24 protein-coding genes and 1 riboswitch are annotated in these 25,251 nt (G+C 73.1%); of the genes, 15 read left to right on the top strand and 9 right to left on the bottom strand.

Annotated elements, in window-relative coordinates; translation table 11 throughout:
- Positions 1-83 precede the first annotated feature (83 nt).
- A complete protein-coding gene (locus ABZ624_RS20415) occupies positions 84-1,112 on the top strand; it encodes an MBL fold metallo-hydrolase (protein ID WP_360090485.1) in 1,029 nt (342 codons plus the stop codon).
- A 160-nt stretch (positions 1,113-1,272) separates the two neighbouring features.
- On the opposite strand, the gene ABZ624_RS20420 is transcribed toward ABZ624_RS20415, so the two are convergent.
- Positions 1,273-1,854: an XRE family transcriptional regulator gene (locus ABZ624_RS20420; RefSeq protein WP_360090488.1), complete on the bottom strand. Its 582-nt coding sequence runs from the start codon at positions 1,852-1,854 to the stop codon at positions 1,273-1,275.
- Between the two features lie 270 nt (positions 1,855-2,124).
- On the opposite strand from ABZ624_RS20420, the gene ABZ624_RS20425 reads away from it, so the two are divergent.
- From ABZ624_RS20425 to ABZ624_RS20460, 8 genes are all read left to right on the top strand, one after another.
- Positions 2,125-2,976 carry a hypothetical protein gene (locus tag ABZ624_RS20425; RefSeq protein ID WP_360090490.1) on the top strand — a complete coding sequence of 284 codons (852 nt, stop codon included), beginning with the start codon at positions 2,125-2,127 and terminating at the stop codon, positions 2,974-2,976.
- 548 nt (positions 2,977-3,524) lie between these two features.
- Positions 3,525-3,596: riboswitch (cobalamin riboswitch) on the top strand.
- Between the two features lie 134 nt (positions 3,597-3,730).
- Positions 3,731-4,939: a prenyltransferase/squalene oxidase repeat-containing protein gene (locus ABZ624_RS20430; RefSeq protein ID WP_360090493.1), complete on the top strand. Its 1,209-nt coding sequence runs from the start codon at positions 3,731-3,733 to the stop codon at positions 4,937-4,939.
- A complete protein-coding gene (locus ABZ624_RS20435) occupies positions 4,936-5,577 on the top strand; it encodes an SCO2322 family protein (RefSeq protein ID WP_360090496.1) in 642 nt (213 codons plus the stop codon). The genes ABZ624_RS20430 and ABZ624_RS20435 overlap by 4 nt, the downstream gene beginning before the upstream one ends.
- Positions 5,564-6,763 (top strand): energy-coupling factor transporter transmembrane component T, encoded by a 1,200-nt coding sequence (locus ABZ624_RS20440; RefSeq protein ID WP_360090499.1) that lies wholly within the window; start codon positions 5,564-5,566, stop codon positions 6,761-6,763. Before ABZ624_RS20435 ends, ABZ624_RS20440 begins: the two co-directional genes overlap by 14 nt.
- On the top strand, positions 6,760-8,517 hold the full coding sequence (locus ABZ624_RS20445) for an ATP-binding cassette domain-containing protein (protein WP_360090502.1): 1,758 nt from the start codon (positions 6,760-6,762) through the stop codon (positions 8,515-8,517). The genes ABZ624_RS20440 and ABZ624_RS20445 overlap by 4 nt, the downstream gene beginning before the upstream one ends.
- The gene (locus ABZ624_RS20450) at positions 8,514-9,380 is read left to right on the top strand and encodes an ECF transporter S component (protein ID WP_360090505.1); all 867 of its coding nucleotides are present in this window, start codon (positions 8,514-8,516) and stop codon (positions 9,378-9,380) included. The genes ABZ624_RS20445 and ABZ624_RS20450 overlap by 4 nt, the downstream gene beginning before the upstream one ends.
- Positions 9,381-9,712: 332 nt before the next feature.
- Positions 9,713-10,126 (top strand): transglycosylase SLT domain-containing protein, encoded by a 414-nt coding sequence (locus tag ABZ624_RS20455; protein WP_360090508.1) that lies wholly within the window; start codon positions 9,713-9,715, stop codon positions 10,124-10,126.
- A 91-nt stretch (positions 10,127-10,217) separates the two neighbouring features.
- Positions 10,218-10,916, top strand: a complete 699-nt coding sequence (locus tag ABZ624_RS20460; protein ID WP_360090511.1) for a YoaK family protein — start codon at positions 10,218-10,220, stop codon at positions 10,914-10,916.
- 8 nt (positions 10,917-10,924) lie between these two features.
- Here the strand turns inward: ABZ624_RS20460 and ABZ624_RS20465 are convergent, their stop codons facing one another.
- Entirely contained in the window at positions 10,925-12,160 is a 1,236-nt protein-coding gene (locus ABZ624_RS20465) for a cytochrome P450 (protein WP_360090514.1), read from the bottom strand.
- A 205-nt stretch (positions 12,161-12,365) separates the two neighbouring features.
- On the opposite strand from ABZ624_RS20465, the gene ABZ624_RS20470 reads away from it, so the two are divergent.
- From ABZ624_RS20470 to ABZ624_RS20485, 4 genes are all read left to right on the top strand, one after another.
- Positions 12,366-13,535, top strand: coding sequence for a steroid 3-ketoacyl-CoA thiolase (locus tag ABZ624_RS20470; RefSeq protein ID WP_360090517.1), 1,170 nt, complete (start codon positions 12,366-12,368; stop codon positions 13,533-13,535).
- A gap of 379 nt (positions 13,536-13,914) precedes the next feature.
- Positions 13,915-15,303: a glycine betaine/L-proline transporter ProP gene (proP, locus tag ABZ624_RS20475; protein ID WP_360090520.1), complete on the top strand. Its 1,389-nt coding sequence runs from the start codon at positions 13,915-13,917 to the stop codon at positions 15,301-15,303.
- A gap of 118 nt (positions 15,304-15,421) precedes the next feature.
- The gene (locus tag ABZ624_RS20480) at positions 15,422-16,543 is read left to right on the top strand and encodes a DUF2330 domain-containing protein (RefSeq protein WP_360090523.1); all 1,122 of its coding nucleotides are present in this window, start codon (positions 15,422-15,424) and stop codon (positions 16,541-16,543) included.
- A 46-nt stretch (positions 16,544-16,589) separates the two neighbouring features.
- Positions 16,590-17,261, top strand: coding sequence for an O-methyltransferase (locus ABZ624_RS20485; RefSeq protein ID WP_360090526.1), 672 nt, complete (start codon positions 16,590-16,592; stop codon positions 17,259-17,261).
- A 21-nt stretch (positions 17,262-17,282) separates the two neighbouring features.
- Here ABZ624_RS20485 and ABZ624_RS20490 read toward each other — a convergent pair whose 3' ends face one another.
- Positions 17,283-17,675, bottom strand: a complete 393-nt coding sequence (locus ABZ624_RS20490) for a hypothetical protein (RefSeq protein WP_360090529.1) — start codon at positions 17,673-17,675, stop codon at positions 17,283-17,285.
- 99 nt (positions 17,676-17,774) lie between these two features.
- Here ABZ624_RS20490 and ABZ624_RS20495 point away from each other — a divergent pair, with 99 nt between their 5' ends.
- Positions 17,775-18,212, top strand: a complete 438-nt coding sequence (locus ABZ624_RS20495) for a DUF1992 domain-containing protein (RefSeq protein ID WP_360090532.1) — start codon at positions 17,775-17,777, stop codon at positions 18,210-18,212.
- On the opposite strand, the gene ABZ624_RS20500 is transcribed toward ABZ624_RS20495, so the two are convergent.
- The 5 genes from ABZ624_RS20500 to ABZ624_RS20520 form a co-directional block, all read right to left on the bottom strand.
- Positions 18,201-18,926, bottom strand: coding sequence for a hypothetical protein (locus ABZ624_RS20500; protein WP_360090535.1), 726 nt, complete (start codon positions 18,924-18,926; stop codon positions 18,201-18,203). The genes ABZ624_RS20495 and ABZ624_RS20500 overlap by 12 nt on opposite strands.
- 5 nt (positions 18,927-18,931) lie before the next feature.
- Entirely contained in the window at positions 18,932-19,582 is a 651-nt protein-coding gene (locus ABZ624_RS20505) for a hypothetical protein (protein ID WP_360090538.1), read from the bottom strand.
- A gap of 77 nt (positions 19,583-19,659) precedes the next feature.
- Entirely contained in the window at positions 19,660-20,073 is a 414-nt protein-coding gene (locus ABZ624_RS20510; RefSeq protein ID WP_360090541.1) for a nuclear transport factor 2 family protein, read from the bottom strand.
- Between the two features lie 50 nt (positions 20,074-20,123).
- Positions 20,124-20,846: a YafY family protein gene (locus ABZ624_RS20515; protein WP_360090545.1), complete on the bottom strand. Its 723-nt coding sequence runs from the start codon at positions 20,844-20,846 to the stop codon at positions 20,124-20,126.
- 196 nt (positions 20,847-21,042) lie between these two features.
- Entirely contained in the window at positions 21,043-23,082 is a 2,040-nt protein-coding gene (locus tag ABZ624_RS20520; RefSeq protein ID WP_360090548.1) for an MDR family MFS transporter, read from the bottom strand.
- Positions 23,083-23,222: 140 nt separating this feature from the next.
- Between ABZ624_RS20520 and ABZ624_RS20525 the strand changes: the two genes are divergently transcribed.
- Entirely contained in the window at positions 23,223-24,329 is a 1,107-nt protein-coding gene (locus ABZ624_RS20525; protein WP_360090551.1) for a peptidoglycan-binding protein, read from the top strand.
- 124 nt (positions 24,330-24,453) lie between these two features.
- On the opposite strand, the gene ABZ624_RS20530 is transcribed toward ABZ624_RS20525, so the two are convergent.
- Positions 24,454-25,122, bottom strand: coding sequence for an HAD-IA family hydrolase (locus ABZ624_RS20530; protein ID WP_360090554.1), 669 nt, complete (start codon positions 25,120-25,122; stop codon positions 24,454-24,456).
- Positions 25,123-25,251: the final 129 nt, after the last annotated feature.

A 25,251-nucleotide genomic window follows, 5' to 3' on the forward strand; every position in this document is an offset into this window, starting at 1 on the left:
TGACGCTGTTTCAGAACTGATATCAGTTCTAGTTACCATGGGCAATGGCCGTGGGTCGGAGAGGCCGGAGGGGTGGAGGGCCGATGGTGCGGACATGCGAGCACGGCGGAGGCGTACGGTCCGTGGCGGTTCCCATCCCGGACAACCCCCTCGGCCACACGCTGGTGTACGTGGTGGACACCGACCGCGGCCCGGTGCTGGTCGACACCGGGTGGGACGACCCGGGCTCCTGGGACACGCTGGCGGAGGGGCTGCGCGTCTGCGGCACCTCGGCCGGCGAGATCCACGGCGTGGTGATCACCCACCACCACCCCGACCACCATGGTCTGTCGGGCCGGGTGCGCGAGGCATCGGGCGCGTGGGTGGCGATGCACGCCGCCGACACCGCGGTCGTACGGCGCACCCGGGAGGCCCGGCCCGAGCGCTGGTTCACCTACATGAGCGCCAAACTCGCGGCGGCCGGCGCCCCGGAGGAACACCTCGCACCGCTGCGTGCCCCCGGCACCCCTCGGACCCTGCCCGGCCTCTCCCCCGCCCTGCCGGACCGGGAGATCGTCCCCGGCGAACTCCTCGACCTGCCCGGCCGCAGACTGCGCGCGATCTGGACCCCGGGCCACACTCCCGGCCACGTCTGTCTGCACCTGGAGGAGGAGCACCCCGGCCAACTGCCGGGCAACGGACGGCTGTTCAGCGGCGACCACCTGCTTCCGCGGATCACCCCGCACATCGGTCTGTACGAGGATCCCGACGACACGACCGTGACCGACCCCCTCGGCGACTACCTCGACTCCCTGGAGCGGGTCGGCCGGCTCGCCCCCGCCGAGGTCCTGCCCGCACACCAGCACGCCTTCACCGACGCGCCCGGCCGGGTACGGGAGCTGCTCGACCACCACGATGAGCGCCTGGCCGGCCTGCTCACCCTGCTCGCCGAGCCGCTCACCCCCTGGCAGCTCGCCGAGCGCATGGAGTGGAACCGCCCCTGGGCCCAGATCCCCTACGACTCCCGGAACATCGCGGTCTCCGAGGCCGAGTCCCATCTGCGCCGCCTGGTGAAGCAGGGCCGCGCGGAGCCGCTGGCGGGGAGCGAACCGGTGGCGTACGTGGCCGTGTAATCCGGTGACGTACCGCGCGGTGTGATCCGGTCGCATCTCGTGGGGCGTCCCTGTTGGACGGGTGCATGGACTGCAGCTGGGAGTGGCCCCCGCCGGGGGGCTGGCGCCGGGCCGCCCGTCCAGCGAAGGCCGGCTGAGGGCCCGCGGGGGCCGGTCGGGCTCAGCTGAGTCCGCGCTCTGCGGTGATGATCATTTCGGCGAGGTCGGCGAGCGTGGCGAGCTGTCGGGCGTTCATCTGCGGGGCACGGGCGGCGAGTCGGATGAGGCCGCTCTCGCGCAGCCGCACCAGCGGGTCCGCCTCGGCCTCCAGACTCTGCAGCACCGGCCGCAACGCCTCCTGCAGCGCCTCCGGTTCGTCGGCGGTGAAGAAGCCGGCGGGCAGGCCGAAGAAGCGGCGCAGCCGGTCGGTGTGCTGCAGGCCCGGCATCCCGCTCTTGCGCCATTCGCTCAGCCACTGCCGGCTGGTCCCGGCGATCCTCGCCAGCTCGTCCAGCGAATACCGCTTGCCGTCGGGCCGGCGACGGGTCTCGCGGATGAAGTCCAGCCGCTGGCGCACCCGTCCGGCCAGAGAGGTCTCCGGTGCCCGCCCGCCGGCGAGCAGTTCGACGACGACGCTCACGGGGATGCCCGTGCGATGGGACAGGTCGGCCACGTCGAGGACTTCCGGCAGCCGGCCGGGCCGGCCGGTCAACTCGCCGAGCCGGTCCAGGACAGCGGCCAGCGAGGCGTAGGCGTCACTCACCGAGGTCCCCCCTGGGCGTGTCGTCCGTTCGGCGGCTGGGCTGACGGCGAGGCTACCCGGTCACTCGTTCGCGGACCAGACGGGACAAGACTTCCTGCCGAAGATGGCAGGAATCGTTGACAGTTGAGGGTGCGACGGGTGAGGATCACGACACAGAGAGCAAGATTCGACCCGCCCGGGTCCCTTCAGACCCGCCCCGGGTGCCGTCTATGGGGGAGCGGCATCCGGGGTGTTTCTCTGTCCCGCTCCTCCTGCGAAGGTGGTGCGCCGATGCCGCAGCCCGTCCTTCTGCTCGGGGCCGGACGGCCCGCACACGGCGGATACCCACTGGCGCGGATCGCCGCCGTACGCCCGGTGGTGCTGGCCGACACCTCGGCGCCCGGCTGGGCACGGCCGTTCCTGTCCGGCCATCTCGCGGCCGACCCGGCGCACGAGACGGAGACCGCCGAGACGGTGGCGCGGTACGCCGCCCGGCACCCGGTCGCCGGCGTGCTGACCTGGAGCAGGGCGCATCTGGCTCTGGCCGCGCGGATCACCGGACGGCTCGGCCTGCCGGGCCTGCCGTACGAGACGGCCGCCGTCTGCGCCGATCCGCCCGCGTTACGGGCGCTGCTGCTCCGGAACCGGTTGGTGCCCGCGGGGCCGGAGGACACGCAGGAGCCGCTGGTGTCCGCCGAGGCCGTCGTCCTCGACGACGAGGTCCGCATCGCCGCGCTGACCCGTACGACGTCGCTGGGGCATTCCGTCCACGCTCATGACGCCCTGCTGCACAACCGGTTCGTGCGGCGGACCGTGGAACGCACGGTGCGGGCGCTCGGCCTCAGGCACGCCGTCACGCACGTGGGCCTGCGACTGACCGAGCGGGGACCGAGGGTCACCGGTGTCTCGCCGCATCTGCCCGGTGACCTGATCCCCTGGCTCGTGGAGCGGGCGACGGGGGTGGACCTGGTGGGTGCGGCACTGGCGCTCGCGTGCGGGGCGGTGGCGGATGTGACACCCACGCGGCAGCGGGCGGCGGCGATCCGGTTCGCCGACGGCGCCTGCCGGCGGGCTCCGCGGGAGTACTGGGTCGTCGAGGGCGCGGATGCCCTGGAGTGCGAGCGGGCGTTGGATGCGGCGTAGCGGGTGGGCAGCGGGCGCCTTGGGAGTGCGGGTGGGGAGGGGGCGCCTTGAGGGTGCGGGTGCGCGACGGGCGCCTTGGGAGTGCCGGTGCGCGACGGGCGCCTTGGGAGTGCCGGTGCGCGACGGGCGCCTTGGGAGTGCCGGTGCGCGACGGGCGCCTTGAGGGTGCGGGTGCGCGACGGGCGCCTTGAGGGTGCCGGTGCGCGGCGGGCGCCTTGAGGGTGCCGGTGCGCGGCGGGCGCCTTGGGAGTGCCGGTGCGCGGCGGGCGCCTTGGGGGTGCGGGTGTGCGGCGGTAACGCCCCGGCCGGGTCACCGTCGTTCCAGCGTCAGGCAGGTGCGGGAACCGGTGGGCCGCACCCGCGGTGGCGGACAGCCGTGCTGTCGTACGTACGCCATCGCGGCGCCCTCGGGGACCGCGTCACCCCGGCGGCCTCCCCGGCTCCGTCATGGCCGTGACCCTGGTCACCGCCACCGTGTGCCCACAGCCACCCCTCAGCTCGCGCGGGGCTGCCGGTAAAGTGGCGGCGTCGTCATCACACCCGTACGGGGGGAAGCCGGTGCAATTCCGGCGCTGACCCGCAACCGTCAACCATCCCGAGCATGGTGAGCCGGAATGCCCCGTACGGCACGTTGACCGGCTTGTGTGCGTCGGCCGCCCGTCGCGCACGGCACCGTCGAGGTTTACGGAGCCGAGCCGCCCGGGGCCCACCCGCGCGCTGCCCGGCTCCCCGCAGGGAGAGGCAGTCGCCGACCATGAACGTCCGCCGCAGTGCCGCGGCTCTCGCCGCCGTAGGCGTGCTGGCCGCCGCCGCACCCGCCACGGCCGCCGGCCCGTCCCCGTCTCCGAAGGTCGCGATCCCCTCGGGGCTGTACGGCACGTCCGACCCGACCTACGACGGCGTGTGGCGCCAGTCGCTGACGCTGATCGCCCAACGGACCCTCGGCTACCGTCCGGCCACGCAGGCCGTGGACTGGCTCGCGGGCCAGCAGTGTGCGAGCGGCGCCTTCGCCGCCTTCCGCGCCACCCCCGCCAAGGCCTGCGACAGCAAGGTCATGGTGGACACCAACAGCACGGCCGCCGCCGTCCAGGCCCTGAAGGCGGCCGGCGGCCACGACGACACCGTCGGCAAGGCGGTGACCTGGCTGAAGTCGGTGCAGAACAAGGACGGCGGCTGGGGCTACCTTCCGGCCGGGGCCAGCGACGCCAACTCCACCTCCGTCGTCATCGGCGCGCTGACCGCGGTCGGCACGGACCCGGCGAACGTACGCAAGTCCGGCAAGTCGCCCTACGACCTGCTGGCCGCCATGTCCCTCCGCTGCGACCAGGACGGCGGCGGTGCCCTCGCCTTCCAGCCGGACAAGAAGGGCAAGCTGGCTGCCAACGCCGACGCGACGGCGGCCGGGGTGCTCGGCGCGCTCGGCAAGGGATTCGTCGCGCAGGCCGGCAAGGCACCCGCGCACGCCGCCTGCACCCGGACCGACCACCCCACCCCCGCGCGGGTGGCGGACAACGCCGGCGCGTACCTGGCGGCGGCCGTCGCCAGGACCGGGCACCTGCAGTCCGTGCTGCCCGGCGCCAAGGACCAGCCGGACTTCGGCAACACGGCGGACACGGTCGTCGCGCTCGCCGCGGACGGGCGCACCGAGCAGGCGAAGGCGTCGTACGCCTGGCTGGAGAAGAACGCCTCCCAGTGGGCGGCGCAGAGCGGTCCGGCGGCGTACGCCCAACTGATCCTCGCCGCGCACGCGGTGGGCGCACAGCCGGGTGACTTCGGCGGCACGAGCCTGGTCCGGTCCCTCAACGCACTGGGCCCCGCCCCGCAGATGGCGACCGAGCAGAAGGAGAAGACGAAGTCCGACGGCGGCTCGGGCCTCGGTGTCTGGTGGGTCGTCGGCGTCTGCCTCATCGCGGGCATCGGCGTCGGTTTCCTGCTCAGCGGCCGGAAGAAGAAGCGGCCGTGACCGCGGTCCGCCGTGCCGCGAGCCTGCTGGGCGCCGCGCTCGTCCTGTTGGCCGGGACCGGGCAGGCGCACGCCGCCGGCTACCGCTACTGGTCCTTCTGGGAGCGGACGGGCGGACACTGGGCGTACGCCACGCAGGGCCCGTCGGCCGTCCGTCCCGACGACGGCGCCGTGGAGGGCTTCCGGTTCGCGGTGAGCGCGGACTCGGCGGACGCGAGCCGGCCCCGCGGCGCGGCGGACTTCGGCACGATCTGTGCGGGGACGCCCGCCACGTCCGGTACGAAGCGGGTGGCTCTGGTCCTCGACTTCGGCACCGCCGCGGACGCGCCGTCCGGCGAGACACCGCCGGCGCGTCGCACGGCGTGCGCGCGGGTGTCTGCCGACGCGACGACGGCGGACGCGCTGGCCGCGGTGGCCAAGCCGCTCCGGTACGACACCAACGCGCTGTTGTGTGCGATCGCGGGGTATCCGAAGAGGGGGTGCGGGGAGCAAGTGGCCGCCGGCCAGAAGCCAGGGGAAAAGAGCGGCGGTTCGGAAAGCGGCCCCTCGCTGGGGCTGCCGATCGGCGCGGGTGTCGTCGCCCTGCTCGCGGGCGCGGCGGTGTGGCAGTCCCGACGGCGACGCGATGACTCCGTCTGACTGCGGCCCGGTGGGGGCTGAGCGCGTCCACGCGGCGGCAGCCGCCGACCGGATACAGCCCCGCGCCCGTTCGGGGAGCTCCCCCGGCCGGGGAAGGCGCCGAGCACAACTGCACCCCGGTGCCTGGTGGCTCTGGTCGTTGAGCCTCGGTACCGCCGCCACCCGCACCACCAACCCCCTCCTCCTCGCCCTCCTGATATCCGCCTCCGCCTACGTCGTGGCAGCACACCGCACGCCCACCCCCACCTCCCACGCCTACACGGCCTTCGCCAGGCTCGCCCTCGCCGTCCTCCTCATCCGCCTCCTCTTCGCGGTGGCGCTCGGCTCCCCGATCCCCGGCACCCACACCCTGCTCACCCTCCCCGAAGTCCCGCTCCCGCACTGGGCACAGGGCATCCGTCTGGGCGGCAAGGTCACCGCCGAGGCGCTCGTCTTCGCCGCCTACGACGGGCTGAAGCTGGCCACCCTCCTGATCTGCGTCGGCGCGGCGAACGCGCTCGCCAGTCCCACCCGGCTGCTGAAATCCCTGCCCGGCGCGCTGTACGAGACCGGCGTCGCCGTGGTCGTCGCCCTCACCTTCGCCCCGCACCTCATCGCCGACGTCCAGCGCCTGCGCGCCGCCCGCCGCCTGCGCGGCCGCCCGGACCGGGGCCTGCGCGGTCTGCTGCAGGTCGGACTGCCGGTGCTGGAGGGCGCGTTGGAACGCTCGGTCGCGCTCGCCGCCGCGATGGAGGCCCGCGGCTACGGCCGCACTGTCGAGGTCCCCGCCCGCGTCCGCCGTACGACGGCCGTACTCACCCTCGGCGGCCTGCTCGGCGTGTGCGCCGGGACGTACGGGCTGCTCACCGCGGAGGGCGGCGCATACGGCATCCCGCTGCTGCTCGCGGGTGTCGCCGCCGCGCTCGCGGGTCTGCGGCTCGGCGGCCGGCGTTCGCTGCGCACCCGGTACCGGCCGGACCCGTGGGACGCGCGGGCCTGGCTGGTCGCCGGCTCCGGTGTCGCCGTGGCCGCGCTGCTCACGCTCGCCTCGGCCCGCGACCCGGAGTCCCTGCACCCCGGTGTCGTCCCCCTGATCGCCCCCACCCTGCCCCTGTGGCCCGCCGCGGCGGTCCTCCTCGCCCTCCTCCCCGCCTTCGTCGTACCCCAGGCCCCCAAAGCCCCCATGGCCCCCAAGGAGCCGTCGTGATCCGCTTCGAGGATGTCAGCGTGACGTACGACGGTGCGGCCGAACCCACGGTCCGGCGCGTCGACTTCGAGGTGCCGGAAGGCGAACTGGTGCTGCTCGTCGGCCCGTCCGGGGTGGGCAAGTCGACCGTGCTCGGCGCGGTGAGCGGTCTGGTGCCGCACTTCACCGGCGGCACCCTGCGCGGCCGCGTCACGGTGACCGGCCGGGACACCCGCACCCACAAGCCGCGCGAACTCGCCGACGTGGTCGGCACGGTGGGGCAGGATCCGCTCGCCCACTTCGTGACCGACACCGTGGAGGACGAACTCGCCTACGGCATGGAGTCGTTGGGGCTCCCCCCGGGCGTGATGCGGCGCCGGGTGGAGGAGACCCTCGATCTGCTGGGCCTCGCCGGACTGCGCGACCGCCCCATCGCCACCCTCTCCGGCGGACAGCGGCAGCGGGTCGCGATCGGCTCGGTCCTCACCCCGCACCCGCAGGTACTGGTCCTGGACGAGCCGACCTCGGCACTGGACCCGGCCGCGGCGGAGGAGGTCCTCGCGGTGCTCCAGCGCCTGGTGCACGACCTGGGCACGACGGTCCTGATGGCCGAGCACCGCCTGGAACGCGTGATCCAGTACGCCGACCGGGTCGTGCTCCTGCCGGGCCCCGGCGAACCTCCGGTCGTCGGCACCCCGGCAGAGGTGATGGCCGTGTCCCCCGTGTTCCCTCCGGTGGTCGACCTGGGCCGCCTGGCGGGCTGGTCCCCCCTCCCCCTGACGGTACGAGACGCCCGCCGCAGGGCCGCCGACCTGCGAGAACTCCTGGCCCCAACCGTCGCAGCCACGGGCAGTCGTGCCGCTGGGGCGGCGCGGGCGGGCGATGGGGGTTCCCCCGCTCGGGCGAAGCCGGGAGTGGGGGAGGTATCCGGCCGGCGCCGGCAAGCGGACCGACCCCCGGCCGGCTCCATCCGCCGGCGCCTCTTCCGTCGCCGCCCCACGCCCGCACCGGAACCCCGGCAACCCCACATCGCCGAAGTGCGCTCCCTCTCCGTCCGCCGCGACCGCATGGACGCCCTCCGGCACGTCGACCTGACCGTCACCCCCGGCGAGACCATCGCCCTCATGGGCCGTAACGGCGCCGGAAAGTCCACCCTGCTCAGCTCCCTCGTCGGACTGGTCATCCCCACGTCCGGCGCCGTCACCGTCGGCGGAGCCATCCCCCACCGCACCACCCCCCGCGACCTCGTCCGCCGCGTCGGCCTCGTCCCGCAGGAGCCACGGGACCTCCTCTACGCCGACACGGTCGCCGACGAGTGCGCGGCGGCCGACCGGGACGCGGGGGCCGAGCCCGGCACCTGCCGAACCCTGGTGTCCGAGCTGCTGCCGGGGATCACGGACGACACACACCCCCGCGACCTGTCCGAGGGCCAGTGCCTCGCGCTCGCCCTCGCCGTCGTACTGACCGCCCGGCCGCCCCTGCTGCTGCTCGACGAGCCGACGCGCGGGCTGGACTACGCGGCCAAGGGCCGCCTGGTGACCGTGCTGCGCGGACTCGCCGCCGAGGGGCACGCGATCGTGCTGGCCACGCATGACGTGGAGCTGGCGGCCGAGATCGCGCACCGGGTGGTGCTGCTCGCCGAGGGAGAGGTGATCGCGGACGGGCCGACGGCGCAGATCGTCGTCTCCTCGCCGTCCTTCGCGCCGCAGGTGACGAAGATCCTCGCCCCGCAGCAGTGGCTCACCGTGGCCCAGGTACGGGAGGCCCTCGGATGAGCGCCGCACGGCCGGGCGCCGTACGGCCGAGTGCCACTCGGCCGACAGCCACACGGCTGCACGCCGTCCGGCTCGGCCCCCGCTCGCTCGCCGCGCTGGCGCTGGTCAGCGCGGTCGGCGTGGTCGCCTTCTGCTGGCCCTTCCTCGCCCCGCCCACCTCGCAGCTGAGCGCCCACGCGCAGGACGCGCCCTGGCTCTTCGCGGGCCTGCTGGTGCTGCTGGTCGCGGTCGTGGCGGCGACGATCTCCGAGTCGGATCTCGGGCCGAAGGCCGTGGCCATGCTGGGCGTGCTGGCGGCGACGGGGGCCGCGCTGCGGCCGATCGGCGCGGGTACGGCCGGGATCGAGCCGATGTTCTTCCTGATGGTACTCAGCGGGCGGGTGCTGGGGCCCGGCTTCGGCTTCACGCTGGGCTCGGTGACGATGTTCGCGTCCGCCCTGCTCACGGGCGGGGTCGGGCCGTGGCTGCCGTTCCAGATGCTGTCGATGGGCTGGTTCACGATGGGCGCGGGGCTGCTGCCGGGGCCGGTGCGGCTGCGGGGGCGCGGCGAACTGCTGCTGCTGGCCGGTTACGGCTTCCTCGCCGCCTTCGCCTACGGCACGGTGATGAATCTGGCGGGCTGGCCGTTCATGGGCGCCTCCGCCTCGGACATCTCCTTCGACGCACATGCCTCCGTCCCTGCCAACCTGGCCCGTTTCCTCGCCTACTGCCTGGCCACCTCGCTCGGCTGGGACCTGGGCCGGGCCGTCTGCACGGTGGCGCTGACCCTCGCTCTCGGGCCGGCCGTGCTGCGCGCGCTGCGCCGGGCCACCCGGCGGGCCGCCTTCGAGACCGCGGTCACATTCGACGAGCGCGATGGGTGAGCCGCCGTATCCGCACGGTGTGCGAGACGGTGAAGCACCCCACATGACGCAGGTCACCTACGATCCGGGGCCGTAGCCCTAAATGTCTGATACATCCCTTCCGGCACCCCCGCTGACCTGCACATTGAGAGCCACGCCACAGAGGCGACGATTCCCGGCGATCCGGCCACAACTAGTAAAAGGGGTCATTGCGGACCGACTTCGGGCCTGCTTGTCTGGACGACGTCGCCAGGCGCCACGAGCCCTCAGGGCCGCGGCGCCGACGCATGCGGCCACAGCGCGTGGTCCATCCCATGCGGGCGATCCACTGTCCCCGACGCAAGAGGTTCTCCGTGTCCGTCTCCTTCATCCGCCGCATCGCTTCCCCGAAGAAGGTCCTCACCGCCGCCGCCGTGGCCGCCGCCACCGCCGGTATGGCGCTGTCCGCGGCGCCCGCCCAGGCCGCGCCCGCCTCGGCCTCCTCCGCTCAGGCGATCGCGCACAAGATGATCCCGGACGCCGGGCAGTTCAACGCGTTCAGCAAGATCGTAGAGCGGGAGAGCGGTTGGAACCCGACCGCCACCAACAGCTCCTCCGGCGCGTACGGCCTGGTCCAGGCCCTGCCGGCGTCGAAGATGTCCTCGGCCGGTGCCGACTGGAAGACCAACCCGGCCACCCAGATCAAGTGGGGCCTGGACTACATGAACTCCCGCTACGGCAGCCCGGCCAAGGCCTGGAGCTTCTGGCAGGCCAACGGCTGGTACTGAGCCGACACCCAAAGCCCCTGAAGGCGGCGGCCCGATCCCGGGCCGCCGCCTTCGGCGTTCCCTCATCCGCCCGGCGTGGTCAACTGGAGCGGTGAGCGCAGCGGAGGAAGCACCGGCAGCGCAGACGTACGACCCCGAGGTGCGCGGGCTGCGGCTGGTCGTCGTACTGCTGGCCCTGACCGTGGTGAGCGGTCTGATCGACGCCGTCAGCTATCTGGGCCTGGGCCGGGTCTTCACCGCCAACATGACCGGAAACGTGGTCGTGCTGGGCTTCGCGGCAGCCGGCGCGCCCGGCTTCTCCGTCCCGCACACGGCGACCTCGCTGGCCTGTTTCCTGCTCGGCGCGGTGACGGGCGGCCGGGTGGCGGCCCGCGCCGCAGCCGGTTCCCGGCGCCGGTGGACCCGCCTGACGCTGGCCTCGGAAGCGGCCCTGGTCGGCGCCTCGGCGGCGGTGGCCTTCGCCTGGCCGGACACCACCGGCACCCGTTACGCCCTGATCGCCCTGACGGCGTTCGCGATGGGCCTGCGCAACGCGACCGTCCGCAAGCTGGGCGTCGCCGACCTGACCACCACGGTCCTGACCATGACCCTGACCGGCCTGGCGTCCGAGTCCCGGCTCGGTGACAAGACCGGGCACCGCTCACCGCGCCGCACGGCCTCGGTGATCGCCATGCTGGCCGGCGCCTGCCTGGGCGCATGGCTGGTCCTCCATCACGGCCTGGGCATTCCGCTGCTGATCGCGGCGGTGGCGTCGGGCGTGCTGGCGGTGGTGGCGTCCGGCCGGGAATGAGCCCTTGGTCAGCCGGTGGTGACCAGGAGTTCCTTGACGCCGTTGATCCAGGCCGAGCGCAGCCGGCGGGGCGCTTCGGCCAGCCGCAGACCGGGCATCGCGTCGGCTATCGCGTTGAAGATCAGATCGATTTCGAGGACGGCCAGGGACTTGCCCAGGCAGTAGTGCGGCCCGCCACCGCCGAAGCCCAGGTGGGGATTGGGATCACGGCTGATGTCGAAGGCGTCGGGGTCGGTGAAGACCTCGGGGTCGTGGTTGGCCGATGCGTAGAAGAGCCCGACGCGATCACCCTCCCTGATCCGGGCCCCGCCCAGTTCCGTGTCCTGGGTGGCCGTCCGCTGGAAGGCGTTGACCGGGGTCGCCCAGCGCACGATCTCCTCGGCCGTGGTGGCCGGACGGTCGCGCTTGAAGAGGTCCCACTGGTCGGGGTGGGTGAGGAAGCCGTGCATCCCGTGCGTGATGGCGTTCCGGGTCGTCTCGTTGCCGGCCACCGCCAGCATCAGCACGAAGAAGCCGAACTCGTCGGAGTTGAGGTTGCCCTCGTCCTCCGCCGCGACAAGGGTCGTGACGATGTCCCGGGCCGGGCACTGCTTCCGCTCGGCGGCCATGTTCATCGCGTAGGCGATGATCTCGGCGGCCGACTGCGCGCCCACCTCCTCGGTGATGGCGTACTCGGGATCGTCGTAGGCGATCATCTTGTTGGACCAGTCGAAGATCTTGGACCGGTCCTCCTGGGGTACGCCGATCAGCTCGGCGATGGCCTGCAGGGGCAGCTCACAGGCGACCTCGGTAACGAAGTCGAAAGGGCCGGAGCGGGCGCGGGCTCCCGCGACGATCGCCTCCGCCCGCGCGCGGAGCCGCTGCTCCAGGGCGCGGATGGAACGTGGCGTGAAGCCGCGCTGCACTATCTGCCGTACCCGCGTATGTTCCGGAGGATCCATGTTGAGCAGGATCAGCCGCTGGGCGTCGATCGCGTCCCGCTGGATGTGCTCGTTGAAGCGGATGATCGCGGTGTTGACGGTGGAGGAGAAGAGTTCGGGGTGCGTGGAGACGTACCTGACATCGGCGTGCCGGGTGACGGCCCAGTAGCCGGCGTCGGCGAACCCCGCGATGCCGTGCGGCTGCGGGATCCAGCGGACCGGCTCGGCGCGGCGCAGCTCGGCGAACTCGGGCAGGGGCACACGGTGGTGCAGCAGATCGGGATCGGTGAAGTCGAACCCGTCGGGCAGCGCGGGGCAGTGCATCGGCGGCTCCCGTCGATAAGTCCTGACGGTCCATCAGCGAACTGCCGTGAACGTAGTAACGGGTTCTACAAGTGGCAAGAGGCGCGACGCCCTCAATCCACTGCAAGACCCTTGCGGTGATGGACATCGCGTCAGCAGACTGCTGAACGGAACTAGAACGCGTACTAGTTCTGGAGGAGAGCCCTCTCGGAGAGGACCCGCACCCATGGCCGCCGAACCCGTGATCGTCGAAGCCGTACGCACCCCCATCGGCAAGCGCGGCGGCGCGCTAGCCAACCTGCACCCCGCCTACCTCCTGGGCGAGACCTACCGTGAGCTCCTCGGGCGCACCGGCATCCCCGCCGACGCGGTCGAGCAGATCGTCGGCGGCACGGTCACCCACGCCGGCGAACAGTCCATGAACCCCGCGCGCACGGCGTGGCTGACCATGGGGCTCCCGTACGAGACGGCGGCGACGACGGTCGACTGCCAGTGCGGCTCCTCGCAACAGGCCTCGCACATGGTGGCCAACATGGTCGCGGCCGGCGTGATCGACGTCGGGATCAGCTGCGGTGTCGAGGCGATGAGCCGGGTCCCGCTGGGCTCGGGCTCGAAGCACGGTCCGGGCAAGCCGTTTCCCGACGAGTGGAACGTCGACCTGCCGAACCAGTTCGAGGCGGCGGAGCGGATCGCGCGCCATCGGGGGCTTTCGCGGGGGGACGTCGACGCGCTGGGGTTGTCGTCCCAGGAGCGGGCGGCGCTGGCCTGGGCGGAGGAACGTTTCAAGCGGGAGACGTTCGCCGTGCAGGTGCCCACCACCGAGGAGGAGCAGTACGCCGGTCAGGGCATGTGGCGACTGGTCGACAAGGACGAGGGCCTGCGGGACACGTCGGTGGAGGCGCTGGCGAGGCTGAAGCCGGTGATGCCGACGGCGGTCCATACGGCGGGCAACTCGTCGCAGATCTCGGACGGGGCGGCGGCCATCATGTGGGCGTCGAAGCGGATGGCCCGGGCGCTGAAGCTGAAGCCGAGGGCACGGATCGTCGCCCAGGCGCTGGTCGGCGCCGACCCGCACTTCCATCTGGACGGACCGATCGACGCGACGCGCGCGGTGCTGGGCAAGGCGGGGATGTCGTTGAAGGACATCGACCTGGTCGAGATCAACGAGGCTTTCGCGTCCGTGGTGTTGAGCTGGGCCCAGGTCTTCGAACAGGACCTGGACAAGGTCAACGTGAATGGCGGTGCGATTGCCCTCGGCCACCCCGTGGGGGCGACGGGGGCCCGCCTGATCACCACCGCCCTGCACGAACTGGAGCGCACGGACAAGGAGTTCGCCCTGATCAGTATGTGTGCGGGCGGCGGGCTGGCGACCGGGACGATCATTCAGCGGTTGTAGACCCGCCGGGGTCTTGGAGTCGCGGAGGGCGATGGCGGCGCAGGGGGTTCGACTCCCCTGTCCGCCGAGCAAGACCGACCATGACTCGGAAAGACGGTGTGGTTCGAGTGCGGGACCGAGGGAGCCCGACGGGCACGCGCCGCGGCACGCCCGGTTGCCCGTTCAGGGCGCGAGAAGGATCACACCGGAAGCCCGGAATGCCTCGTCATGAGCGGGCAGACGTACCTGCGTATGCCCCATTTAGCTGCACTCTGCAGCTACTCGCGTACGTGACGTAAGGTGCCGAACGCCGCCTATGGTCACTTTTCGGCCCGTTTCCCGGCAGCGTCGCCGTACGGACCGCGCCCCTGTCCCCGTCGAAAGGTAGGCGAGCCCCGTTTTGGCGACCGTCACAGCCGTCTCCCCGTCCCCGTCCTTGAAGACCCGGCGGGCCGCCCAGGCCCGCGACGTCACCGTCACCGACCCCGCGCTCGTCAAGCGCGCCGTGAAGGCCGCCGCGCTGGGCAACGCGATGGAGTGGTTCGACTTCGGTGTCTACAGCTACATCGCCGTCACGCTGGGCAAGGTCTTCTTCCCGTCCGGCAACCCGACCGCGCAGCTGCTGTCGACGTTCGGCGCCTTCGCGGCGGCGTTCCTGGTCCGGCCGCTCGGAGGCATGGTCTTCGGCCCGCTGGGCGACCGTGTGGGCCGTCAGAAGGTCCTCGCCCTGACGATGATCATGATGGCGGTGGGTACGTTCGCGATCGGTCTGATCCCGTCGTACGCGTCGATCGGCGTGGGCGCCCCGCTGCTGCTCCTGGCCGCCCGGCTGGTGCAGGGCTTCTCCACGGGCGGTGAGTACGCGGGCGCGTCGACCTTCATCGCCGAGTACGCCCCGGACAAGAAGCGCGGTTTCTTCGGCAGCTGGCTGGAGTTCGGCACGCTGGCGGGCTACATCGGCGGTGCGGGTCTGGTCACCGTGATGACCGCTCTGCTGTCCTCCGAGGACCTGCTCTCCTGGGGCTGGCGGATCCCGTTCCTGATCGCCGGTCCGATGGGCATCATCGGCCTGTACCTGCGGATGCGGCTGGAGGAGACCCCGGCGTTCGCGGCCGAGGTCGAGAAGGCGGAGGCCGCCCGGCCGAAGGTGCCGCTGCGCGAGATGGTGGCGGGCCAGTGGAAGGCGCTGCTGCTGTGCATGGGCCTGGTGCTGGTCTTCAACGTCACCGACTACATGCTGCTGTCGTACATGCCGAGCTATCTGACCAGCGAGCTGAAGTACGACGAGACGCACGGCCTGCTGGTCGTGCTGGGCGTGATGGTGCTGATGATGATCGTCCAGCCGTTCGCGGGCGCGCTGACCGACCGGGTCGGCCGCCGGCCGGTGATCGCGGCGGGCTGTGCGGGCTTCCTGATCCTGTCGATGCCGGCCCTGCTGCTGATCCGCCAGGGCAGCCTGCTCGCCGTAGCGCTGGGCATGGGTGCGCTGGGTCTGCTGCTGGTCTGCTTCACGGCGGCCATGCCGGCCGCGCTGCCCGCTCTCTTCCCGACGCGGGTGCGGTACGGGTCCCTGTCCATCGGGTTCAACGTGTCCGTGTCCCTGTTCGGCGGGACGACTCCGCTGGTCGTGACCGCGCTGATCGGGGCGACGGGGAACATGATGATGCCCGCGTACTACATGATGGCCGCGGCCGTCGTGGGCGGTTTCGCGGTGTGGCGGATGTCCGAGTCGGCCGGCCGGCCGTTGCCCGGTTCGGCGCCGTCGGTCGAGGGCCGCCAAGCGCCGTAGGGGGGCCGGGGGTATGCCGGGTGCGGGTGCGCTGTGGCTGGTGGCGCAGTTCCCCGCGCCCCTTCGGGGCGGCACCAGCACAGGGAACCGTTCACGCACCGGCGCCGTCTGTTGCCCCGTGAAACGCGCCCGCATCCTCACCCTCGTCCTCACCCTTCTCGGCATCCAGCTGACCTGGCTCATCGCGCCGGCCTACGCCTGCGGCTGCGGCGCGATGGTGCCGGACCCGTCGGCGCGGATATCCGTCGCCGACGAGGAGTCCGTACTGCGCTGGGACGGCCGTCAGGAGCAGATCGTGATGCGGCTGACGGTGAACGGCGACGCGCGGCACGCCGCCTGGATCATGCCCGTCCCGCACCGCGCCGGCGTCCGCCTCGGCGACCCCGCCCTCTTCGACCAGCTGGCCAAGGCCATCCAGCCGGTCCACCGCACGCGGTACCACTTCTGGCCCGAGAACGGCGACTGGCCCTTCGACAGCCACGACACCTACGGCGACGACGCACCCCGGCCCGGCAGCGCCGTCGGTGTGGTCGACCGGCAGCGGCTCGGCCCCTTCGACGTGGCCCGGCTGACCGCCACCGACCCGGCCGCTCTCGGCGACTGGCTGCACGCCCACGGCTTCTCCCTGCCCGCCCGGCTGAAGAGCGCCCTGCAGCCGTACGTCGACCGGCACTGGGAGTACGTGGCCGTCCGGCTCGCCCCGGACACGGCCGGCGCCGCGCTGCACGGCGCGCTGGACCCGATCCACCTCACCTTCGCCGCGGACGCCCCGGTGTACCCGATGCGGCTGTCCCGCCTGGCGACCCGGCCGCAGTCCCTCGGCCTGTACGTCCTCGCCGCGCACCGCATGCAGACGCGCTCGACGATCGGGGGGCTCCCGCCCAGCGTGGTCTTCGCGGGCCGCCTCCGCACGCACGACGACAGCAGCCTGGGCGAACTGGCCGCCGGGACGCCGTATCTGACCGCGCTCACCCAGTGGTTCCCCGAGCCCGCCCGTATCTCCGGCGACCACGAGCTGCGCCGGGCCGCCGCCGACACCCCGGTCCAGCAGGTGATCTACGACGACCGGCTGCGCGAGATCGCCGGGATCCCGGCCTGGCTGCTCACGGTCGGCGGCGTTCTGCTCCTGGCCGGCTCCGCCGTCGCCCTGATCGTCGTACGGCGTTCGCGGCGGCCGGTGATTCCGCCGCCGCCCGTGCAGCCTCCGCCGCCGGTCTCCCCGTCGGCCCCCGTCGGCTGAGACGATGCGGGGGGAAGGGCAGACACTCGGGAAAGGCAGCAGGAGCATGAGCGACTCCCAGCTCTGGGACGATGTCGACGCGTACTTCACCGATCACCTGGCACCCGACGACGAGGCGCTCCGGGCGGCCCGGCGGGAGAACGACGCCGCGGGGCTCCCGGACATCGCCGTGACGGCGGCACAGGGCAAGTTCCTCCAGCTGCTCGCCCAGGTGCAGGGCGCGCGGCACATCCTGGAGATCGGCACCCTCGGCGGCTACAGCACCATCTGGATGGCCCGCGCGCTGCCCGAGGACGGCAGACTCATCTCGCTGGAGTACAACGCCAAGCACGCCGAGGTGGCCGCCCGGAACATCGCCCGGGCCGGCCTGGACCGGATCGCGGAGGTGCGGGTGGGCCCGGCCCTGGAGTCGCTGCCCAAGCTCGCCGACGAGAACCCGGCCCCGTTCGACCTCGTGTTCATCGACGCCGACAAGGCCAACAACCCGCACTACGTGGAGTGGGCGCTGCGGCTCACCCGCACCGGCAGCCTGATCGTCGTGGACAACGTGGTGCGCGGCGGCCGGGTCCTCGACGCGGGCAGCACCGAGCCGGACGTCGTGGGCACGCGTGCCGCGATCGAGCTGATCGCCTCGCATCCGCGGCTGAGCGGTACGGCGATCCAGACGGTCGGCAGCAAGGGCTACGACGGCTTCGCGCTGGCCCGGGTACTGGCCTGAGCGATCTTTGGCCCCCGGCTCTCACACCTCGTGGTAGAAGCCGACGTTGACGCTGCGCGGCGCGGTGCGGTCCTGGACGACGAGCTCGCCGGACCCGCCGCGCGGCAGCCGTACGGCCGAGCCGTAGCCGACGGCCTGCGCGTACTCGCCGACCACCAGCCGTACTTCGGCGGAGGGGTCGGCCTGGGAACCGCGCAGCCAGCTCACCTGCCAGCCGCCGTCCGGGCCGCACAGGAACTCCAGGTGCACCCGGGAGACGAACAGCCAGTCCTCGGGGGTGACCAGCCGGCACACGGACGCGTCCCGGCCGACCCGGAGCACGGCGCCCGGCTCGCTGGGCGCGTCGGCCATCGTCATGCCGGCCGTGACGCCCGCGTCGGCTCCGGAGACGGTGGCCATGGTGAGTTCGAGCACGCGCGTTCCCCCTGTGACGTCCTTGCGCGGCGGCCGGATCGGCGTACCGCCGCCGCATGATAGAACGCCCCGCCGGGTCGCGTCCGGCACAATGGGGTCATGACCGAGCGAAAGCCACCGGGTGTGCCGTTCGAGTCCTGGGTCGAGAAGGAGATCCGCGACGCGCAGGAGCGCGGTGAGTTCGAGCGGCTGCCGGGTGCGGGGGAGCCGCTGCCCGCCGAGTTCGACTCCGTCTACGACGAACTGTGGTGGGTCAAGCGGAAGATGGCGCGCGAGGGCCTGTCCGTGCTGCCGCCCGCACTCGCCCTGCGCAAGGAGGCCGAGGACACGCTCGCGGCGGCCTACGCGGCACCCTCGGAGCGGATCGCCCGGAAGCTGATCGAGGACGTCAACGTCAGGATCAAGGACATGATGTTCAAGCCGCCGCCCGGTCCTCCGCTGGGGAAGAAGCCGTACGACGTCGAGGAGGTCGTACGCGAGTGGCGGCGGCTCAGGGCCGCCGCCAAGGGTGAGGTGCCGGGGCCGTCACAGGTGTAGCAGACGCCCGGCCAGCTCCCGGTAGTCGCGCAGGGCCAGCCTGAGCTGCTCGGTGTCGGTATCGGTGCCGGGGCCACGGTCCTCGGAGGCCTCCCAGGAGCGGCGCAGCGTACGCCGTCGGCGGTTCACGGCCTCGCCGAAGCGCGCCACGATCTCCTCCAGCGCCCGGTCGGCCTCCTCGACCGCACCCCGTGGCTCGTCCACGAACCCGACGGCCAGCTGCCGCATCCGCTGCTCCCAGCGGTCGGTCTCCTCGTGCGGCAGAAGAGGCGCGCCGACCCCGCCGGAGCCCGCCGCGTCTGCGGGCGCGGCACCGGCGGGTTCGGGCGCACCCGGTGCCGTCGGCCAGGTGTCCGGCGCCGGCGACTCGGCCGAGCGCGCACCGCTCGCGTCCGGTTCGGACGCCAGGTCCTCCGTACCGGGCCGCAGGCCCTCGGACCCGGTCTCGGCCCCGGCCCCACCCGCGATGCCGGTGCCTGCCGGGACCGGGGGGTGTCGGGGGGTGTCCTCAGGGGTGCGGTCGTCGGCTGTCAGGCCCTCTCCGCCGGGGGCGGTCGAGGCGGGCGGCTCGCCGGGCAGTCGTTCCTCCGGCCGGGGCTCCCGCGATGTGCGACGCGGTGCCGTGTCGTCCTCCGGGGCCCAGTCCTCGTCCGGTGGGTGGGTGAAGCGGCCGGTGGGGCGCTCGTCGCCGGGGTCTCTCGTCCTGTCCGACATGACGGTCAACTCTCCTTCGGCCGGCCCCTGTCGAGGGCCCATGGGGTGTGGGAGCCGGTGCCGGTGTGGGTCGCGCGATGGCGGCCCGGTTCCCGGGCGGGGTGGGTCAGGTCGTCGAAGAGGGCGCGTGCGCCGACGAGTGCCGTGCGCATCTCCTCCGTCCCGGAGCCCGCCTCGGTCGCCCCGCTGCTCGCCCCGGACCGGGCCACCCGGTGCACCCGGCGGTAGCCGTCGACATGGTCGGCGTGGTGCACGGACAGCGCGGCGAGCTGCTCCTCGTAGTGCCCGCCGTCCGGGTAGCCGCGCGCGACGGCGAGTTCCGCGAGCAGCCGGTCGGCCTCGGCCACCGCTTGCCGCGGCGACTCGACGAAGTGTTCCTGTACGGCCGTCCAGCGGGCCGCGTACTGCTCGCGCCCGGCCGGGTCCAGTGGCCGTTCCCGCAGGTCGCCGTGGCGTTCGACGCGCTCGGCCAGTTCCCGTTCGGCGGCGCCTGCGTCGCCGTCGTGCAGGGCCACGGCCCGCTCGTACTCGGGCCCGAAGCGCCGCTTGAGGGCGGCACCGCCGCGTCGGCCCCGGCCACGCAGGATCGGGAGGGCGGCCGCGCCGACGATCACGGCCGCCACGATCACGATCAACACGATCATGCCAGTGGACATGGTTCCCTTCCGATCGGACCGGCCCCGCTGGCCGGCTCCCCCTCCGGGTCACCCGGAAGGGGAGCCACAAACGGCGGTCAGTCCCCGAAGCGGCGCAGTCCGGTCACCGACCAGACCGTCGCGATCCGCCCGTCCACCACCTCCAGCAGGTCGATCCCGCTCTTCTGCACGCCGTCCGCCAAGGTCACGTACCAGCAGCAGGCGACCCGGCCCAGACCGGTGTCCACCAGCGCGGTCCCGTCGACGGCGAACCGCAGTCCGGGCTTCTGCGCACGGAAGGTCCGGACGTATGCGAGCATCCCGGCCGGGCCCCGCACCTCGTCGGTGGCCGCGTTCGCGGGGTCGTTGCCGAAGCGGACGCGGAAGCCGGGGGCGAGGAAGGCCTCCGGGTCGCTGAAGTCGCCGTTCCACAGGGCGGTCCAGCGGTCGAAGAGGGCGATCCCGGTCGTGGGGGTCAGGATGCGGTGGCTGGTGTGAGAAGTCGTTGTCATGGGGACCAGCCTCCGTCCGGCCCGCGACACCCCCCTGTCGGTGATTGCCGTCACATCACGGTCGCCGCGTCGAGCGGTACGACGTCGGAGCCGAGCGTGTCGAGGGCGGCGAGGTCGACGGCGCGGTGCGGGACCCGCTCGTCCAGGGCCGTCGCCGCGCGCACCCGGTCCAGGCGGAAGCCGCGCGGCGCGTCCCGCAGCCGGCACCAGCCGGCCAGATACCAGTGCTCCGCTCCGCCGAGGAAGCCGAGCGGTTCCACGTCCCGAGCGGTGACCCGGCCCGCCGCGTCGGCGTAGTCCAGGCGCAGCACCCGGCCCGCGGTCAGCGCCTCCCGCAGCGCGGCGGGCACGACCGGTCCGGCGGGCGGCGCAGGTCGGGCGGCCGGGACGAGCAGCCGCACCCGCCCGGTCAGCTCGGCCGCCGCCCGCCGCTCCCGCTCCGGCAGCACGGCCAGCACTTTGTGCAGCGCGCTGCGCGCGTCCGCCGCGAACGGTGTGCCGGCGAGCGCGTGCAGCCCGACGGCGAGGGCGGTCGCCTCGGCCGGCGTGATGGTCAGCGGCGGCAGGGTGCGGTCGCGGTCCAGGACGTAACCGCCGCTGCGGCCCGGCTCGGCGTGGATGGGCACGCCGGACTGCTGCAGCGCGGCCAGGTCGCGCTCGATCGTGCGGACGCTGACCTCGAAGCGCCGGGCGAGCGCGCGGGCGCTGCGGGGGCGGGGAGCGGCGGCGCGCAGCTCCTCGACGAGGGCGTAGAGGCGGTCGGTGCGGTTCACGGCAGACAGTGTGCGGAACCCGTTCGGCCGGCGGTGCCGCAGCCCCCTGGGGGGTGCGGGGCCGTGTCCGATCTGCGGCTACCGCCGCGTGGGCGTGACCAGCCGCGGCGACCCGCACGCCCGCCTCGGCTGCACGGAGAGGGCCCGCACAACGACGACGTCTGCGCCGAGCACCGGTTCCGCAAGAGGCCGGCGGTCAACTGTCCCTGGACCGGGCCGCCTTGTGCGGGCGCTCGCGCTCGGTGCCGCACAGTTCGCCGGTGAGTTCCCGGACGAGCTGCGTCAGGTCGGTGGAGCGGCCCGGCTTCCACCAGTCGCCGAGGAGTTCGGCCAGGGACTCCTCACGTGCCTTGGCGAGCCGTTCGGCGACCTCGCGGCCGGACTCGGTCAGATACAGGTCCAGGCCCCGGCGTTCGGCGAGGTGCCGCTCCTCGACCTGGCGGGCGGCGGCGAGGACCGTGTCGAGCGGGACGGGGCTGCGCTCGGCGAGCACGCCCGGCTCGACGGAGCCGTACTTGCGGATGCGCAGCAGCATCCAGCCGGCGGCGGGCAGCAGGTCGTACCCGGCGCGTTCGGTGATCTTCTGGTAGACCTCGCGGCGGCCCTCGCGGGTGCCGAGCAGGGACAGGGCCCGGCAGCACTCGTCGTAGGAGGACCGCTCGACCGGGTTGGGCGGGATGGTCTCGGACACGTCCGGCGCGGTGACCGAGCCGCGCAGCCGGTCCTCCTTCAGGAACCAGGCCAGCAGGAAGCCGAGGACGGCGACGGGGGCGGCGTAGAGGAAGACGTCGGTGATGGAGGACGCGTACGCGTGCAGGACCGCCGGGCGCAGGGCGGGCGGCAGGGCGGCGATGCCGCGCGGGTCGGACTTGAGGGCGCTCGCGGAGGCGCCGGGCGGCAGGTTCACACCCCGGAAGGCGGCGGCGAGCTTGTCGCCGAGGCGGCCGGCGAAGACCGAGCCGAAGATGGCGACGCCGAAGGAGGCGCCGATGGAGCGGAAGAAGGTCGCGCCGGAGGTGGCGACGCCGAGGTCCTCGTACGACACCGCGTTCTGCACGATGAGGACGAGCACCTGCATGACCAGGCCGAGGCCCAGGCCGAAGACGAAGAAGTAGACGCTCATCCGGACGGTGGAGCTGTGTTCGTCGAGCCGGTGCAGCAGGAGCAGGCCGATGGTGGTCACGGCGGTGCCGGCGACCGGGAAGACCTTCCAGCGGCCGGTGCGGCTGACGATCTGCCCGGAGATCGTGGAGGACAGCAGCAGGCCGGCCACCATGGGCAGCATGTGCACGCCGGACAGGGTCGGCGAGATGCCGTGCACGACCTGCAGGAACGTCGGCAGATAGGTCATCGCGCCGAACATGGCGAAGCCGACGATGAAGCTGATGACGGCGGCGAGGGTGAAGGTGCGGATGCCGAACAGCTTCAGCGGCAGCACCGGTTCGGCGGCCCGGCGCTCGACGGCCACGAACGCCACGGCCAGCAGCACGCCCAGCACGGCCAGCCCGATGATCTGCGCCGACCCCCAGGCCCAGGTCGTACCGCCGAGGGAGGCGACGAGGACGAGGCAGGTGGCGACGGAGGCGATGAGGACCGTCCCCGGGTAGTCGATGACGTGGTGGGCGGTGCGGCGCGGGATCTGCAGGGCGGTGGCGATCACGGCGAGCGCGACCACGCCGACGGGCAGATTGACGTAGAACACCCAGCGCCAGCTCAGATGCTCGGTGAACAGCCCGCCGAGCAGCGGCCCGAGGACACTGGTCGCCCCGAACACGGCCCCGAACAGCCCCTGGTACCGGCCGCGTTCACGCGGCGGCACGATGTCGCCGACGATCGCCATGGACAGCACGATCAGTCCGCCGCCGCCCAGTCCCTGCAGCGCGCGGAAGCCGATCAGCTCGGGCATGTTCTGCGCCATGCCGCACAGCGCGGAGCCGACGAGGAAGATGACGATGGCGGTCTGGAACAGCCTCTTTCGCCCGTACTGGTCGCCGAGCTTGCCCCACAGCGGGGTCGCGGCGGTCGAGGCCAGCAGATAGGCGGTGACCACCCAGGACAGGTGCTCCAGGCCACCGAGGTCGCTGACGATGGTGGGCAGCGCGGTCGACACGATCGTCTGGTCGAGCGCGGCGAGCAGCAGCCCGAGGAGCAGGGCGCCGATCGAGACGAACACACTGCCGGAGACGTGCTCGGCGGCCTGCGTCTTCTTCTCCGCGCCGTGCGTGTCCAGGGCCATGGAGACCTCCCGGGGGCTCGGGTGCACCTTCCATCGTGGTGGGTGTCACCGTTTACGGCCTGTCGAGTCCCGCGTTTCCGGCGACGGATGTGGAGAAGGTGCGCATAGTCTCGGAAGTTCATGAGGGGAGGGACGAACACATGACTGATTCCGAAAGTCCCGAGGGCCGGATGTGCCCCTGCCCGGAGTGCGGGGCGCCGAGGCAGCCGGACCACAGCCCGACCTGCGACTGCACCGAGCGCGCCGCCGAGACCCTGCGCGAGACGCGCTCGGCCGAGGCGGCAGCGGCGGAGGACTTCGACCCGCTGCGGATACGACCGTATGTGGAGGTCGAAGGGGCGCGTACGGCACCCGGCACGCCCGGCGTACCACCCGGCCCGGAGACGCAACCGGTACCGGCCGTGGAGGCCACCCTGCCGTTACCGCCGGCCGCGGGGCCGAGCCCGGCCGACCTGCGGATGTCCGCGGACGCCGGGGCGGACGGGATGCCCGGCACCGGCGACCCGGGCACCACCGGGTGGACCGGTGCGACGGGCCGCCCCGGCAGCCCGGGGGGCTTCGGCGGGACCGGCGGCACCGGCGGCAGCGATGTACCCGGGGCGGCGGAGCCCCTGGGTGCCGGGGTGGGCCGTCGGCGGTCCCGTCGTGGCGCCCTGTTGTCCGTGGCGGGGGCGGGCGTGGCCGTCGTGGCGGTGGCCGGGTTCGCGAGTGGGCTGTTCTCGTACCACACACCGTCCCGGAACCAGGCCGCCCAGGAGGTCAGGGAGAGCGTCCCGGACGTGAGCACACCGGGTCCGGCGTCACCGACGGCACCCACCTCCCCCACCGTCCCCCGCCCGCCCGCACCGTCGCCTTCCGTCTCGGTGGGCCGTCCGAGCCCGTCGGCCACGCCGTTCCCCCCACCGACCCCGTCCGCCTCCGCCGAAACGCCCCGCCCGGCCTCACCCACCGCACCCATGACGGCCGCCGCCACCCCGCGGACCACGCCCGCCGTCCCCACGGTGCTGCAGCGCGGTGACAGCGGCCCCGAGGTGGCCGAACTCCAGCAGCGACTGCGGCAGGTGAACCTCTACGGCGACCGGATCAATGGGATCTTCACCCGCTCGGTGGAGGACGCCGTACGCACCTACCAACTGGCCCGCGGCATCCAGGGCGACACCCTCGGCGTGTACGGCGCGGCGACCCGGAAGAGCCTGGAGGCGGAGACGTCCGGCCCGTCCGGCTCGCTCGGCCCGTCCGGCACCTGAGGACAGGCCGGCCAGGAGGAGGACCGGCCGGCCAGGAGGATCCGAAAGGTCCCGGGCGGAGCCCCTTGGCGGGGGCGGACTTCCTACGGCAGCACCCGACTGCGGCGTGAGCCCGGATCGCCCGTCACCCGATGCGCAGCCGAATCGCCCCGTCCGCCACAGCCTCGACCCGCACCCGCGTAAGGTCGGGCACGGTCACGTCGGGCGCATGGAGACCGGCCCGCGGCCCGACGCCCACCACGGTCATGCCCGCGGCGCGCCCCGCGGCGATACCCGCACCGGAGTCCTCGAAGACCACGCAGCCGGCCGGATCCACGCCCAGCTCGGCCGCGCCCTTCAGAAAGCCCTCGGGGTCGGGCTTGCTCGCCCCGACCGACTCGGCGGTGACGCGGACCTGCGGCAGCGGCAGCCCGGCCGCGTCCATGCGCGCGGTGGACAGCGGGACGTCGGCGGAGGTCACCAGGGCGTGCGGAAGCCCCCGCAGGGAGGCGAGGAAAGCGCTCGCGCCGGGGATCTCGACCACGCCGTCGGTGTCGGCGGTCTCCTCGGCGAGCATGCGGGCGTTGTCGGCGAGGTTCTCCTCCATGGGCCGGTCGGGCAGCAGCACCGCCATGGAGGCGTGCCCCTGCCGGCCGTGGACGACCTTCATCACCTCGTCGCCGTCCAGCCCGTGCCGCCCGGCCCAGCGCCGCCAGACGCGTTCGACGACGGCGTCCGAGTTGACGAGGGTCCCGTCCATGTCGAGCAGCAGGGCGCGGGCGGTGAGGACGGTGGACGTGACGGTGGCCGTCATCGGCAGCTCCAGGAACGAAAGAGACCCCGAGGGGAGAGACAAGGCGGCCCCGCCCGCCGGTCAGGGAAAACGGGCGGGAGCCACTTTGTTCCCCCACGGTACAAAACCCGGGGCGAGTCCGCCACCACC

This window comes from Streptomyces sp. NPDC007205 (assembly GCF_040634095.1).
GTDB lineage: Bacteria > Actinomycetota > Actinomycetes > Streptomycetales > Streptomycetaceae > Streptomyces.